The organism is Prescottella sp. GW823-FHT02E09 (assembly GCF_058797375.1).
In genome coordinates this window covers 225,437-238,140 of sequence record NZ_JBXAJP010000003.1, presented here as the reverse complement: position 1 = coordinate 238,140, position 12,704 = coordinate 225,437, and the positions used below count along the sequence as shown (strand labels likewise).

11 protein-coding genes are annotated in these 12,704 nt (G+C 68.6%); 9 read left to right on the top strand and 2 right to left on the bottom strand.

Annotation, left to right across the window (positions count from 1 at the left end; translation table 11 throughout):
• The 3 genes from AC1RIF_RS08725 to AC1RIF_RS08715 all read left to right on the top strand — a co-directional run bounded on the left by AC1RIF_RS08725 (position 1) and on the right by AC1RIF_RS08715 (position 3,312).
• Positions 1 to 813: a mycofactocin-coupled SDR family oxidoreductase gene (locus tag AC1RIF_RS08725; RefSeq protein ID WP_492600968.1), complete on the top strand. Its 813-nt coding sequence runs from the start codon at positions 1 to 3 to the stop codon at positions 811 to 813.
• Between the two features lie 10 nt (positions 814 to 823).
• Positions 824 to 2,770: a mycofactocin system FadH/OYE family oxidoreductase 2 gene (locus AC1RIF_RS08720; RefSeq protein ID WP_492600967.1), complete on the top strand. Its 1,947-nt coding sequence runs from the start codon at positions 824 to 826 to the stop codon at positions 2,768 to 2,770.
• Between the two features lie 251 nt (positions 2,771 to 3,021).
• The gene (locus AC1RIF_RS08715; protein ID WP_492600966.1) at positions 3,022 to 3,312 is read left to right on the top strand and encodes a hypothetical protein; all 291 of its coding nucleotides are present in this window, start codon (positions 3,022 to 3,024) and stop codon (positions 3,310 to 3,312) included.
• Positions 3,313 to 3,354: 42 nt separating this feature from the next.
• Here AC1RIF_RS08715 and AC1RIF_RS08710 read toward each other — a convergent pair whose 3' ends face one another.
• Entirely contained in the window at positions 3,355 to 3,702 is a 348-nt protein-coding gene (locus tag AC1RIF_RS08710) for a DoxX family protein (RefSeq protein ID WP_492600965.1), read from the bottom strand.
• A gap of 91 nt (positions 3,703 to 3,793) precedes the next feature.
• Here AC1RIF_RS08710 and AC1RIF_RS08705 point away from each other — a divergent pair, with 91 nt between their 5' ends.
• From AC1RIF_RS08705 to AC1RIF_RS08685, 5 genes are all read left to right on the top strand, one after another.
• On the top strand, positions 3,794 to 4,252 hold the full coding sequence (locus AC1RIF_RS08705) for a MarR family winged helix-turn-helix transcriptional regulator (RefSeq protein WP_492600964.1): 459 nt from the start codon (positions 3,794 to 3,796) through the stop codon (positions 4,250 to 4,252).
• Positions 4,252 to 4,944: a mycofactocin biosynthesis peptidyl-dipeptidase MftE gene (gene mftE, locus AC1RIF_RS08700; protein WP_492600963.1), complete on the top strand. Its 693-nt coding sequence runs from the start codon at positions 4,252 to 4,254 to the stop codon at positions 4,942 to 4,944. The genes AC1RIF_RS08705 and mftE overlap by 1 nt, the downstream gene beginning before the upstream one ends.
• Before the next feature lie 73 nt (positions 4,945 to 5,017).
• Positions 5,018 to 6,415 (top strand): mycofactocin biosynthesis glycosyltransferase MftF, encoded by a 1,398-nt coding sequence (mftF, locus tag AC1RIF_RS08695; RefSeq protein ID WP_492600962.1) that lies wholly within the window; start codon positions 5,018 to 5,020, stop codon positions 6,413 to 6,415.
• Positions 6,416 to 6,417: 2 nt separating this feature from the next.
• Entirely contained in the window at positions 6,418 to 7,908 is a 1,491-nt protein-coding gene (mftG, locus tag AC1RIF_RS08690) for a mycofactocin dehydrogenase MftG (protein ID WP_492600961.1), read from the top strand.
• A gap of 50 nt (positions 7,909 to 7,958) precedes the next feature.
• Positions 7,959 to 9,266, top strand: a complete 1,308-nt coding sequence (locus AC1RIF_RS08685) for a GAF domain-containing protein (RefSeq protein WP_492600960.1) — start codon at positions 7,959 to 7,961, stop codon at positions 9,264 to 9,266.
• Here AC1RIF_RS08685 and AC1RIF_RS08680 read toward each other — a convergent pair.
• Positions 9,263 to 10,891, bottom strand: coding sequence for an AMP-binding protein (locus tag AC1RIF_RS08680; RefSeq protein ID WP_492600959.1), 1,629 nt, complete (start codon positions 10,889 to 10,891; stop codon positions 9,263 to 9,265). The genes AC1RIF_RS08685 and AC1RIF_RS08680 overlap by 4 nt on opposite strands.
• A gap of 255 nt (positions 10,892 to 11,146) precedes the next feature.
• Here AC1RIF_RS08680 and adh point away from each other — a divergent pair, with 255 nt between their 5' ends.
• On the top strand, positions 11,147 to 12,670 hold the full coding sequence (adh, locus tag AC1RIF_RS08675; protein ID WP_492600958.1) for an aldehyde dehydrogenase: 1,524 nt from the start codon (positions 11,147 to 11,149) through the stop codon (positions 12,668 to 12,670).
• Positions 12,671 to 12,704: the final 34 nt, after the last annotated feature.

Below are 12,704 nucleotides of genomic sequence, written 5' to 3'. Positions count from 1 at the left end.
GTGGGACAGTTCGACGGCAAGGTCGCCTTCATCACAGGCGCGGCTCGCGGTCAGGGCCGCACGCACGCGGTGCGGTTGGCGCGTGAGGGTGCATCGATCATCGCGGTGGACGTGTGCAAGTCCGTCACGGACGACAACACCTACGACGCGGCGACCTCGGAGGATCTCGCGGAGACCGTCCGGCTGGTGGAGGCCGAGGGCGCCAAGATCTTTGCCCGTGAGGCCGACGTCCGCGACAGCGCAGCGCTGAAGGCCGTCGTCGACGCGGGTGTGGAGCAGTTCGGCCGCCTCGACGTCGTCGTCGCCAACGCCGGCATCTGCAACTGGAACCGATTCTGGGAGATGTCGGACGAGCAGTGGGAGACACTGATCGACATCAACCTCACCGGCTCCTTCAAGACGCTCAAGGCGGCGGTGCCGGCGATGATCGAGGCCGGTAACGGTGGCTCCATCATCGTCGTCAGCTCGGTGGCCGGCATGAAGGCGCTTCCGGGTCAGGCGCACTACGCGGCGTCGAAGTTCGGCCTCGTCGGCCTGACGCAGGCCGCAGCGAAGGAACTGGGCGAGTACCGGATTCGGGTCAACTCGATCCACCCGTACGGCGTCAATACGCACATGGGCACCGATCAGGGCAGCCTCGTGATCCTGCAGCAGTACCCGCACTACGGGCCGAGTTTCGCGCCGATCCTCACCGAGAAGCCGATCGCCGATCCGGACGACATCTCGGATGCGGTGCTGTGGCTCGCGGGTGACGGCTCCAAGACCGTCACCGCCAGCCAGGTGGCCCTGGACCAGGGCAACACCAAGGTCTGACCAGTATCCGATGTTGTTCTCCCCACTTCGCCTGGGCTCGCACACGCTGGCCAATCGGGTCGTGTTCACCGCGCACCTGACGAACTATGCGTGCGGCGGCCTGCCCACCGAGCAGCACGCCGCGTACTACGCGGCCCGGGCCGCCGGCGGGGCGGGGATGATCATCACCGAGGAACAGTGCGTCCACCCTTCGGACTGGCCGTACGAGAAGGTGATTCACGGGTATCGCCCGGAGGTGGTCGAGGGCTATCGCAGGATCACCGACGCCGTGCACGGCCACGGCGCGGTGATCCTCGCTCAGCTCAACCACAACGGCGGCCAGGGCTCGGGCATGTATTCGCGCCGTCCGCTGTGGGCGCCGAGCCCGGTGCCGGATCCGCTGTTCCGGGAGGTGCCCAAGGCCCTCGAGTCCGACGAGATCGCCGAACTCGTCGCCGGCTACGCCACCGTGGCCGGGCACTGCCGAGACGGCGGATTCGACGGCGTCGAACTGCAGGGGTCGCAGTCCTCGCTGATCCGCGGATTCCTGGCGCGGCAGACGAATCTGCGGACCGACGGCTACGGCGGCGTGCTGGAGAGCCGTGCGCGGTTCCTGCTCGAGGTGATCGCGGCGGTCCGGGCGGCCATCGGTCCGGACCTGATTCTCGGCGTGCGCCTCTCGGGCGACGAGCAGGTGCCCGGCGGCATCGTGCTCGACGAGGCGGTGGCCGTGGCCCGACTGGTGGAGGCGACGGGCTCCGTCGACTACATCAACACGACGATGGGGGTGGCGACCGAGACGCTGCATCTGGTGGAGCCGTCCATGGCGACACCACGCGGCTATGCATTGCACATCTCCGAGGCGATCCGGCGCGGTGTCTCGCTCCCGGTGGTCGGGGTGGGGCGGCTCAAGGATCCCGCCGAGGCGGAGCGCGCGCTCGTGGATGGCCGCTGCGATCTGATCGGTGTGGTGCGCGGCCAGATCGCCGACCCGGAGTTCGTGGCGAAGGCCCGGCGGGGTGCCGCCGACGAGATCCGCACCTGTCTGTCGTGCAACCAGGAATGCGTCGGACGCATGGGGTTGGGGCGGTGGCTCGGATGCGTCGAGAATCCCCGTGCCGGCAGGGAATCGGTGCCGCTGCCGCAGCCCCACATGCCCGGACGTCGTGTCGTGGTGGTTGGCGGTGGCCCGGCCGGGTTGTCTGCCGCCGCGACCGCGGCCGAGCGTGGGCACAGCGTGACGCTGTACGAGCGGTCGGGCGTGCTGGGTGGGCAGATCCGGGTGGCGGCGTCGGCGGCCGGCCGCGGTGAACTCGGCGATCTGGTGCGGAACCTGGTCGGGGAGTGCGAGCGCCGGGGCGTGCTGATCGAGACAGGGGTCGACGTCGACGTGGATCTGCTCGACGGACTGGCTCCCGATGTCGTCGTCGTGGCGACGGGTGCGCGCCCGGTCCGGCCGTGGTGGGCAGGGGAGTGTGTACGCGTCGTCCATGCGCGGGACGTACTCGAGGGGCGGGCTGGTCCGTGCGGCCGTGTGCTCGTGGTGGACGAACTGGGTTTCCAGCAGGGGCCGTCGACTGCGGAGACGTTGGCGGCGCGTGGGTGCGCGGTGACGATTGCGGCGCCCGGCATGATTGTCGGTCAGGATCTCGGGGTCACCCTGGACATGGAGGGATGGCAGCGGCGGGCGCACCGCGCCGGTATCGAGCAGTGGACCGATGTCGGGGTCTCCGGTGTCGCCGAGGAATCGGGCAGGCTTCGGGTGGCAATGGAGTACCACCTGACCGGAGAGGCGCGCACGGGCGTGTTCGACTGGGTGGTCTGCGCGACCCATCAGGAACCCGACGACAGCCTGTGGAAGGTGCTGTCGCGCAGAGATTCGGTGCGATTCGAGGTGCGCCGCATCGGGGACGCCGTCGCACCACGGAGCTCGCACGCCGCAGTGCTCGAAGGGCATCGCGTGGCTGTGTCGTTGTAGAGCTCAACGCCTCTGCCGCGAGTGGTCCTGCCCGGTTGTGGGCGGGGATGGGTTTCTTGTCGGTAGTCGGTGGTGGTAGCGGCACAGGGTACGAGGTCGGGATGTTGTCGTCCGACGCGACGCCGACCTCGAACGGCAAGTGGCCGAATGTCTCTGGCGCGTCATGCGAGGTGACGTGCAATGCCGACCGCACGCCGTCGGCTGTGGGATGGTGTCCGAACGGGACGACGAACCGATCCGGGAGGGGTGCAGTGCGGGAATCGCAGCGCGGTGTTGTCGCACGGAGTGGCATCGTCGCTGTCCAGGTCGTCGTCGGTTCGATGCTCGGTGCCGCACTGTGGACCGGTCTTCAGCTCGCGGTGCCCGAAGTGTTCGGGCACTGGATGGTCAACGCCTTGCTGATCGGTCCAATTCTGGTCGGCGCGTTCGCTCTTCTCGTCTGGACGAAGGCGCAACCTCTCCGGGCGTTCGGTTTCGGCATGTTGCTCGGTGCCGTCGCCTACGGTGTGCCGTTCACATTCCTTGTCCTCGCCCGGCTGTAAGGCGCCGCTCCGGCCGTACGCATCGGCGTCGACCTGCTCGGCTCAGGCGCTGAGCAGACGCAGGACGATTGCGGCGACGGCGAGGAGTCCGAGGACGACGGATCCGCCGATGTTCTTGTCACCGGCGCGCAGGTGCATGGTGGTGGCGCCGACGAAGTAGAGCGTGACGCCGACGGCGGCGGCGACGCCGATCCACGGCACCCACAATCCGGCGACGAGTCCGATGGCGCCGAGTGTCTTCAGTGCGGCGAGTTTCGGGAACCAGGAGTCGCGCGCTCCCGCGTTGCGCATGCTCGTGACCACCTGTTCGTTTCGGGTGGCGGTCATGAACGCGGACGCGGCCAGCGCGAGGGTCAGCAGAACGGCGACGACAGCGTAGGCGATGAACATGTACGGCTCCCATGGATTGAGGTGACTTAATAGTTGGAAGGTATCAATGATTTCGGGACAAAAACAATGGGGGCCCTGATACGGTGGGAGGATGACGTCGACGCGCGCAGCGGCAGTTCCCACCGAACGCCTCGGCTTCCTCCTCGCCTTCCGCGGTGAACTGGTCGGAATCCGGCTGCGGAGCGCGCTGTCGGTCACCGGACTTCGGTCGCGTCAGGCAATGACGCTGTTGCACCTCGGTCACGGGGCGATCGGACAGCGTCAGCTCGCCGAGACGATGGGCGTCGACCCGAGTCAGTTGGTGGCGATCCTCAACGACCTCGAATCGGCGGGGCTCGCCGAGCGTCGACGCGATCCCGCGGACCGCCGCCGGCACATCGTCGAGATCACGCCCGAGGGTGCGCGTACTGTCGCCCGGATCGAGAAGGCCCTCGCCGCTGCCGAGGACGAGCTGTTCGCCGCGCTGTCGCAGAAGGAATCGGCCACGCTGCAGGCTCTTCTGGGGCGCATTCAGGTGGATGCGAACGGTGTCGAATGCGTCGAGGACTGATGGACGCCTCGACGAGCCTCGCCTCCACCCCGTGGCCGGACATCGCGCGAGACGCTCTCACCGTCGCGGTTCCGGTCGGGTCGTTCGAGCAGCACGGCCCGCATCTGCCGCTCGATACCGATACTCGGATCGCGTCGGCTGTGGTGGGGGCGCTGACCGGCGTGACCGCTGCGCCCGCGATCGAGTACGGCGCGAGTGGGGAGCACGAGGGTTTCCCCGGCACCGTCTCCATCGGCTCGGATGTGCTCGAGACGGTGCTCGTCGAGTACGGACGCTCGGTGTGCCGGTGGGCGCGGCGTGTCGTGTTCGTCAACGGGCACGGCGGCAACGGTCCGGCACTGGTGAAGGCCGTCGAGTTGCTGCGCTACGAGGGGCGCGACGTGGCCTGGCTGCCGTGTGCGGTCCCCGGCGCCGACGCGCATGCCGGACGAACCGAAACTTCCCTGCTGCTACATCTTTCACCCCGCGCCGTCGCGGTGGACCGAGCCGAGCCGGGGAACAGTGCGCCGATCGCCGAGCTGATGCCGCGGCTGCGGTCGGGCGGCATGCTCGCCGCGACGCCCAACGGCATTCTCGGCGACCCCACCGGAGCGTCCGCGGAGGAAGGCGAACGACTGTTCGTCGACCTCGTCCGCCGGGCCGACGCGGCGATCGCGGGCTGGGCTGTGCGCCCCGACGGGCGGCTCGTGTGACCGGTGTTGCGATTCGTCCGGGTTTTTTGCAGCAAGTTCTGCCCGTTGTCGGATCGAGCCTTACGATCGTCTGATGCAGCATGCTCGCCTCCCCGATGGGTTCGGGATCCGCATCGATCCCAAGGTGCGCGCCTACTCGGGTGGCAGGGTCCTGATCGGCGGCTCACCGATGCGCATGCTCAAGCTCGCGCCGGCCGCCGCCGCAATGATCGGCGACGGATATCTCGAGGTCGTCGACTCGCAGACCGCGGTGGTCGCCCGACACCTGCTGGACTCCGGTGTCGCGAACCCGCGCCCCATGACCACCCCGTCGCCCAGCGACGTCACCGTCGTGGTGCCGCTGCGGGACAATGTAGACGGCATCGCCCGACTCGTCCCGGCGCTGAAGGGTCTCAACGTCGTCGTCGTGGACGACGGCTCGCGGACCCCGCTCGAGTTGCCGGACCTCTCCGGGTGCACGGCGCACGTGACGCTGCTGCGGCACGAGACCTCGCGTGGTCCGGCCGCGGCACGAAATACCGGATTACGTTCCGCTGAAACGCCTTTCGTGGCATTTCTGGATTCGGATGTGCTTCCGAAGACGGGTTGGCTCGAACGGATGCTCGGTCATTTCAGTGATCCCGCGGTGGCGCTGGTCGCGCCGCGGATCGTCGCCCTCGAACCCGAGGGGTCGATGCTGGCCCGCTACGAGCACGCGCGGTCGTCGCTGGATCTCGGACGTAAGGAGGCTGCGGTCCGCTCCGGCAGCCCGGTGTCGTACGTACCCAGCGCCGCGATGCTGGTGCGCCGGGACGTCCTGGTCGAGCTGGGCGGGTTCGACGAGACGATGCACGTCGCCGAGGACGTCGACCTGTGCTGGCGGCTCCAGGAGGGCGGCTGGCGCCTGCGCTACGAGCCGGTCTCGCACGTCGCCCACGACCACCGGGTGGCGTTCGGGAAGTGGTTCACCCGCAAGCTGTTCTACGGGACCGGGGCGGCACCACTTGCGGCCCGGCACGAGGGCATGGTGCCGCCGGTTGCGATGTCGAAGTGGACGCTGTTCGCGGTCCTCGCGGCCGCGACGTGCACCCGGATCGGGCTGCTCGGCAGCATCGCCACCATGCTGGTGACGATGCTGCGGCTGCGCCGCACGTTCCGCGAGCTGGATCAGCCCACGCGTATCGCCGCGGTCCTCGCGGCGCGTGGTTTCGTCGGTGGCGCGTGGCAGCTCGCGTCCGCCATGTGCCGGCACTACTGGCCGGTGACACTGCTCGCGGTCCTGCTGTCCCGCCGGATCCGGCGACTGGCCTTGGTCGTGGCGATCACCGAGGGCGTCGTGGACTGGTCGACGCACCGCGAGCCCGGCGGGCTGGGCCCGGTGCGGTACACCGCGTTCAAACGTCTCGACGACGTCGCGTACGGCGCGGGGCTGTGGCAGGGGGCCGCCCGTGCCCGTGACCTGCGGGCGTTGACGCCGCGCATCGGCAGCTGACAGTGGACCGGGACGGCCCGGAGATCCAGGAGATCCCGGTGTCGGCGGACGTCGTCGTGATCGGCGGCGGTTCGTGCGGAAGCGTTGTCGCCGGACGTCTCAGCGAGGACCCGAACCGTCGGGTTCTGCTCGTCGAATCCGGTCCGGGCCATCGGATTCCCGCCGAGTTCCCGCCCGAACTCGTCGATGCGGGTGTGCTCCCGGTGGGGCCCGACAGTCGCTGGATCTGGCCGTACCCGGTGGAGCTCACGAGCAGCCGCGCCGGCTGGATTGCCAGAGGCCGAGTGCTCGGCGGTTCGGGTGCGGTCAACGGCGGGTACTTCGTGCGGGCGCAGGTGGAGGACTTTGCGCACTGGCCGGCGTCGTGGTCCTACGACCACGTGCTGCCGTACTTCAAGGCGCTCGAGTCCGACGCCGACTTCGACGGTCCGTGGCACGGTTCGACGGGCCCCATCCCGGTGCGGCGCGAACCCGCCGACCGTTGGCATCCGGTGAGCGCGGCGTTCGCCGACGTCGCCCACGCCGCGGGGCATCCCGACGACCCCGACAAGAACGCGCCCGGGTCGCACGGCATCGGCCCGGTGCCGTTGAACATCCGTGACGGTGTCCGGGTGGGTCCCGCGTCGGCCTACCTGTTGCCCAACCTGGGCCGGCCGAATCTCACCGTCCGGTCCGACACGACCGTGACCCGGGTGCTGTTCTCCGGTACGCGGGTGGTGGGACTCGAGGTCGCCACCGACGGGCGCCTGGGGACGATCCGGGCGTCGACGGTGGTCCTCACCGCCGGCGCCGTCGCGACCCCGCACCTGTTGATGCTGTCCGGGATCGGCGACGCTGAACATCTGACGGCGCTGGGCATCCCGGTGGTCGCGGACCTGCCGGCGGTCGGCTCGGAGTTCAGCGACCATCCCGAGGTGGTGCTGCCGTACCGCTACCGACGCCCGGTCGCTCGGACCACGCGGACCCCGGTGCTGCAGGTGACGCTCAATGCCGAGGACATCGAAATGCGTCCCTACACAGCCGCATTCGGTGATCTGATACCCGGATCGGGAATCGGCAAGCCGTGTCTGGGTGTGGTGCTGATGAAGCCCCGCAGTCGCGGCGAGATCCGTCTGGTGTCCGCCGATCCCGGGGATGCACCGACGGTGTCGTACCGGTACCTGGAGTCGGCCGGGGACCGGGAGGCGCTGCGCTCGGGGGTGGCACACGCCGCCGACCTCATGCACTCCGGGCCGATGAGCCGGTTGCTCGAGCCCGAGCGCATCGAGACGTCCGACGACTGGCTTTCCGACCATCTCGGGACGTCGCTGCATCTGTCGGGGAGTTGCCGGATGGGCGCCGACGAGGAGGCGTCGGTAGTGGACGAACGGTGCCGTGTCCACGGAATCGACGGCCTGTACGTGGTCGACACGTCGATCCTGCCGTCGGTGCCGAGTCGTGGACCGCACGCCACCGCCGTCATGGTCGCGGAGCGTGCCAGCACCTTCGTGTGAGCGGCATTACAGTGGCTGTCGGGGGCGTCGGGGATTGATGGAGGGCGTCGATGGCAGGTCAGGAGTTCGGTTCGCGCAATCCGTGGATTGCGGTGCGTCCCGGCGACGACCTCGCGGTGCTCGCCGAGCGGACGTCGTCGGCGCATCAACTGTTCGTGGAGTCGGAGCGCGACGGCACCGCGACCGACGCCGTCCGGTCGGTCGTCCGCGAGTCGTGGCTGCGTAGCCGGGGGAGCGGGGTGAGCCCGGACGTCGTCGACGACGCGGGGGCACTCGACGGGGCCGCGCTCGAGCAGTACCGCGCCGCTCATGCGCTGTCCGCAATCCGCCCGGTGGTACGACAATTGCTGGTCGAGGACGCTGCGGACACCGGTCTGCTCGTGGCGATCAGTGACGCTCACGGCCGTTTGTTGTGGGTCGAGGGGGATTCGGCGGCGAAGGACCGCGCGCTGCGCATGAACTTCGTCGAGGGCGCGGACTGGAGCGAGGATCGGGTGGGGACCAACGCTCCCGGCACCGCGCTCGCGCTCGACCACGGCGTCCAGATCTTCGCGGCCGAACACTTCAACCGTGCTGTCCACGAGTGGAGTTGTTCGGCGGCCCCGATCCACGACCCGACGACGGGACGGACGATCGGCGCGCTCGACATCACCGGCGGACCCCGGGTGGCGGTGCCCGAGGCGCTCGCTCTCGTCCGTGCCACGGTGGCGGCGGCGGAGGCGGAGCTGCGGTTGCAGGCCCTGTCGGCGCCCCGACCGCCGGCGACGTCGGCGCCCCGCCTCGAGGTGCTGGTGTCGGGGCATCCGGGGTTGATCGTGAACGGTGAGCGGCACGAGCTGTCGCGCCGGCACGCCGAGATCCTGCTGTTGCTCGCCGAATACCCCGAGGGTCTCGCCGCCGATGAACTCGCCGTGCTGCTCGACGAGGACGAACTGGACGCGGTGACCGTCCGGGCCGAGATGTCACGGCTACGTAAGGTTTTCGGTGCCGATCGATTGGGTTCGCGACCGTACCGACTGCTCGGGCCGCTCGAGTCCGACGTCGGGGACGTGCGGTCGCTGCTCGACCGCGGCGACCTCGTGTCGGCACTGCGCCTGTACGACGGCCCGGTGTTGCCGGGCTCGGACGCGCCCGGCATCGAGGACGTTCGGGAGGAGCTGCGCATGCGGGTGCAGGCGACGGTCCTGCGTGGCGGCGATGCGCGTCTGCTCGCGTCGTGGACCAGTTCGGTCCACGGCCGTCACGATCGCGACGCCTGGGTGGCCTACCTGTCGACCCTCGACCGTGACTCGCCGCTGCACGCGCAGGTGGAGGCTCACCTGCGCGTGCTCGACCGACGGTTCGGTGCGGGCTACTAGCCCTGTGCCGCTACGGATTCCGACGCTGCGACGGCGGTGGCCCAGCGGTAGTCGGCCTTGCCGGCGGGGGTGCGCTTGACCTCGTCGACGGTCACCACGGCGCGCGGGACCTTGTAGCCGGCGAGCGTCTTGCGGCAGTGCTCCTGGACGCCGTCGAGCGTCAGTTCCGCCGCATCGGGGTAGACCGCGATCACGGCCGCGACCCGCTGGCCCATCCGCTCGTCGGGGACCGGCACGACGAGGGCGTCGGAGATCGCCGGGTGCGCGTGGAGGGCGGCCTCGACCTCCTCCGCGAAGACCTTCTCGCCGCCGGTGTTGATGCACTGCGAGCCGCGTCCGAGGAAGACGATGGTGCCATCGGCCTCGATCGTGCCCATGTCGCCGAGCACCGAGATGCGGGTGCCGTCCGCGCGGGTGGGGAAGGTACGGGCGGTCTTCTCCTCGTCCTTGTAGTAGCCGAGGGGGACGTTGCCGATACGGGCGATGTACCCGACCTGGTCCGATCCGGCGGGGATCTGTTCGAGTCGTTCGTCGACCAGGATCATGTTGGGCGACGGCGGCATCCGCAGGCTGCCGTTCTCGTCGATCGTGAACGCGCCGTCGTTGCCGGACTCGGAGGCGCCGAAGTTGTCGCGCAGCAACAGTTCCGGCTTCACGGCGAGCATCCGCTCACGCACGCTCAGCGACCAGATGGCGCCGCCCGAGGTGATGGAGAACAGCGAACTGAAGTCGACCTCGCCCTTGCGGCGCTCCATCTCGTCCACCAGCGGCAGTCCCATGCCGTCGCCGACGATGAGGATCACCTGCAGCGACTCCTTCTCGATCGCCTCGACGACCTTGCGCGGGACGAAGTCGCGCATCAGGACCACCCGTGCGCCGAGGGTGAAGAACGTGAACAGGGAGTACAGCGCGGCCCCGTGCATCAGGGGCGCGGCGATCAGGAACGAGAGGTCGGGGAACTCCTTCGCGGCAGCGGCGACCTCGGCGAGATCCTTCCGCGCGTCCTCGCCGTAGGGGTTGCCGCCGGAGAGGGGCTTGCGGAAGAAGTCGTCGTGACGCCAGATGACGCCCTTCGGGTATCCGGTGGTTCCCCCCGTGTAGAGGACGTACAGGTCGTCGCCGCTGCGCGGCGCGAACTCTGCGGTGGCCGGGAGGTCGTGTGCGCCGCTGAAGGGCACCACCGAGACGGAGCGCGCCTCGGCTGCCGTCCGCAGTTCGTCGGTGGTGTCGCCGACGACGATCACGGTCCGCACGAGCGGGCAGCTGTCGAGCAGCCCGGCGAGGGTGCGCTGGTGCTCGGGGAGTTCGACCACGACCGCGACCGAGTCCGAGTTGGTGAAGATGTACTCGAGCTCGGCGGGCGTGTAGCGGTAGTTGACGTTGATCGGGACCGCACGAATCTTGATCAGTCCCAGGACCGACGTGACGTGCTCGACGCTGTTCTTCAGGAACAGGGACACGTGCTGCCCGGGCGCGATGCCGGCCCGTGCGAGCAGTTGCGCCGTCTTGTTCGCCTCGCCGTTCAGCTCCGCGTATGTGAAGTTCTCGCCCTCGTACGTCAGGGCGGTCCGGTCGGGCACGGCCGCCGCGACGGTCTCGAAGACATCGGCCAGGTTGAACTGCATCAGCATTCCTTCCGGAGCAACGACACGATCGGTGGAACACGTTCCACCTCTGACCTGCACCCTAGCCAGTCGAATGCCAGTTTCGTGACGATTTCGGGCATCGATCGATCCGGACGTACGGAACGGTTCGGGCGGATCCCGGCCGCGCCGCCGCGCAGTTGTGACCTCGGATCCAACGTAGTTGCAACGTTGACGTGCCTAGTGTCCTGTGTCACACCCCGTGTGGGGCTGTGACAGCACAGACAGGAGTCTTCGATGAGCGTGTATGCCCGTCCCGGTTCGGCCGATGCTCTGATGTCCTTCGAGTCGCGGTACGACAACTGGATCGGTGGCGAGTGGGTGGCGCCGGTCAAGGGTCAGTACTTCGAGAACACGACGCCGGTCACCGGACAGCCGTTCTGTGAGGTCGCCCGGTCCACGGCCGAGGACATCGAACTCGCACTCGACGCGGCCCATGCCGCGGCTCCGGCATGGGGGAAGACCTCGGTCGCCGAACGTGCCGTGATCCTGAACAAGATCGCCGATCGGATGGAGGAGAACCTCGAGAAGATCGCGCTCGCCGAGTCGTGGGACAACGGCAAGCCGATCCGCGAGACCCTCAACGCCGACATTCCGCTCGCCATCGATCACTTCCGCTACTTCGCGGGCGCGATTCGCGCGCAGGAGGGCTCGCTCTCGGAGATCAACTCCGACACCGTCGCCTATCACTTCCACGAGCCGCTGGGTGTGGTCGGACAGATCATCCCGTGGAACTTCCCGATCCTGATGGCGACGTGGAAGCTCGCACCGGCCCTCGCCGCCGGTAACGCCATCGTGCTCAAGCCGGCCGAGCAGACGCCCGCGTCGATCCTGTACCTGTTCTCGCTGATCGGTGACCTGCTCCCCGCGGGAGTGGTCAACGTCGTCAACGGCTTCGGCGTCGAGGCCGGCAAGCCGCTCGCGTCGAGTCCGCGGATCCGGAAGATCGCCTTCACCGGCGAGACCACGACGGGCCGACTGATCATGCAGTACGCGTCGCAGAACCTGATCCCGGTCACCCTCGAACTCGGCGGCAAGAGCCCGAACATCTTCTTCTCCGACGTGCTCGCCGCCAACGACGACTACCAGGACAAGGCGCTCGAGGGCTTCACGATGTTCGCTCTCAACCAGGGTGAGGTGTGCACGTGTCCGTCGCGCGCGCTCATCCAGAAGGACATCTACGACGAGTTCCTGTCGCTGGCCGCGGTCCGCACCAAGGCGGTGCGCCAGGGCGACCCGCTCGACACCGAGACCATGATCGGTGCGCAGGCCTCCAACGACCAGTTCGAGAAGATCCTCTCGTACATCGAGATCGGCAAGAACGAAGGCGCGAAGCTGATCACCGGTGGCGAACGCGCCGACCTGGGCGGTGACCTGTCCGGCGGCTACTACATCCAGCCGACGGTCTTCACCGGGCACAACAAGATGCGGATCTTCCAGGAGGAGATCTTCGGCCCGGTCCTGTCGGTGACGTCGTTCACCGACTACGACGACGCGATCTCGATCGCGAACGACACCCTCTACGGTCTCGGTGCCGGCGTGTGGTCGCGTGACGGCGGCGTCGCGTACCGGGCGGGACGCGACATCCAGGCCGGGCGGGTGTGGACCAACACGTACCACCAGTACCCGGCGCACGCGGCGTTCGGCGGCTACAAGCAGTCCGGCATCGGCCGCGAGAACCACCACATGATGCTCGACCACTACCAGCAGACCAAGAACCTGCTCGTCAGCTACGCGCCCAAGGCGCAGGGCTTCTTCTGATCCGACAGCACAGTGCGCGGCGCCCGCGGGTGAG

Coding starts and splice junctions, on each gene's coding strand:
- AC1RIF_RS08720 (WP_492600967.1), top strand. CDS start 824: ATGTTGTTCTCCCCACTTCGCCTGGGCTCGCACACGCTGGCCAATCGG.
- AC1RIF_RS08680 (WP_492600959.1), bottom strand. CDS start 10,891: ATGCAGTTCAACCTGGCCGATGTCTTCGAGACCGTCGCGGCGGCCGTG.
- mftF (WP_492600962.1), top strand. CDS start 5,018: ATGCAGCATGCTCGCCTCCCCGATGGGTTCGGGATCCGCATCGATCCC.
- AC1RIF_RS08705 (WP_492600964.1), top strand. CDS start 3,794: ATGACGTCGACGCGCGCAGCGGCAGTTCCCACCGAACGCCTCGGCTTC.
- adh (WP_492600958.1), top strand. CDS start 11,147: ATGAGCGTGTATGCCCGTCCCGGTTCGGCCGATGCTCTGATGTCCTTC.
- AC1RIF_RS08685 (WP_492600960.1), top strand. CDS start 7,959: ATGGCAGGTCAGGAGTTCGGTTCGCGCAATCCGTGGATTGCGGTGCGT.
- mftE (WP_492600963.1), top strand. CDS start 4,252: ATGGACGCCTCGACGAGCCTCGCCTCCACCCCGTGGCCGGACATCGCG.
- AC1RIF_RS08710 (WP_492600965.1), bottom strand. CDS start 3,702: ATGTTCATCGCCTACGCTGTCGTCGCCGTTCTGCTGACCCTCGCGCTG.